This window comes from Methylobacterium guangdongense (assembly GCF_038442355.1).
In the GTDB taxonomy this organism is placed as follows: domain Bacteria; phylum Pseudomonadota; class Alphaproteobacteria; order Rhizobiales; family Beijerinckiaceae; genus Methylobacterium; species Methylobacterium guangdongense.
The window spans coordinates 1-1,244 of the sequence record NZ_JBBXMX010000065.1 but is presented as its reverse complement, the minus strand read 5'-3'; the positions used below and the strand labels follow the sequence as shown (position 1 = coordinate 1,244).

The 1,244-nt window shown below is 65.6% G+C and carries 2 protein-coding genes; both read left to right on the top strand.

The annotated features are described in order from the left end of the window. Positions 1-356 precede the first annotated feature (356 nt). Positions 357-590, top strand: coding sequence for a hypothetical protein (locus AAHG09_RS31745; RefSeq protein WP_342112320.1), 234 nt, complete (start codon positions 357-359; stop codon positions 588-590). A gap of 76 nt (positions 591-666) precedes the next feature. Further along, the coding region (locus AAHG09_RS31740; protein WP_342112318.1) for a cytochrome b/b6 domain-containing protein at positions 667-1,244 on the top strand (578 nt) is incomplete at its 3' end.

The following is a 1,244-nucleotide window of genomic DNA, read 5'->3' as shown; positions in this document are numbered from 1 at the left end:
GGCAACAGATGGAAGATTAGTCCGCTCCATCCAGTAACAGGCCAGTGCAGGTCAAGCTGCTCGGCTTCCGGTCCGCTCCCGTCCGTGATGCCAATAGGGTGTGGAACGCCAACAGCCCCATTCATACCCGGGGCCAGATTATTCCCGCCCCCTGAAACCTTCCGCGGCGAGCCTCCGTACAGGTCGGGGTACGCCCGACCAGGGCGTGGCGCGGGGCCTCGCCCCGGCGCACGGATAGTTGCGCCCATAGGCCATCACTCAGATAAATTAATTCGATAAATCAGGAACTTGCGGCGCGTTCTTCGTCTTGACCCACTGTGAGAAAGGGGTGCCCTTCCCCGTACAGGAAACAGCGAATGAAGATCACCAACCTCGCGCTCGCCGCCTCGGTCCTCGGAGGCCTCGCGCTCGGAACCGGCGCCGCCTCGGCCGCCCCGATGGGCCCGAACGGCCTTCAGGCGGCCCCCGCCGGCGTCACCCAGGTCCGCATGACGCACAGCGAGCGCATGATGATGAAGAAGCGCATGATGCATAAGAAGATGATGAAGCGCCGGATGATGAAGCGGAAGATGATGATGAACCGCATGTAAGCGGCCATCCCGAACGCGGCGGCCCGGCCCTCGGTCCGGTCGCCGCGCCCCTCGGTCCCCAGGACGAGCCGCCCTCGTGCCCCGCACCTACCTAACGCGCTCCGCCCCCGACACCGGCGAGGTCGAGCATCGGCGTTGGATGTTCCGGCACCCCGCCGTCATCCGGATCACCCACTGGGTCAACGCTCTGTGCCTGCTCGTCCTGCTGATGAGCGGCCTGCAGATCTTCAACGCCCATCCCGCACTGTACTGGGGCAAGGTCTCGACCTTCGACACGCCCCTCATGGCGATGTCCCAGACCGAGGATGACCCGCCCAAGGGTATCACCACGGTCCTGGGGCGGACATTCGACACCACCGGCTGGCTTGGCTCGTCCACCGGGAGCGACGGCGAGGCTGCCGACCGCGGCTTCCCTTCGTGGCTGACCCTGCCGAGCGACCAGGACCTCACCGGTGGGCGCAGCTGGCACTTTTTCTTCGCCTGGGCCTTCGTCCTGAACGGCGCCCTTTACCTGCTTTACGGCCTGCTCAGCGGCCAGCTTCGCTTTCGCGTCGTCCCGCAGCGTGACCAGGTCCGGCATCTCGGCGCCTCGGTATGGGAGCACCTGACCTTGCGCTTCCCGCAGGGCGACGAGGCCAAGCGCTACAACGTCAT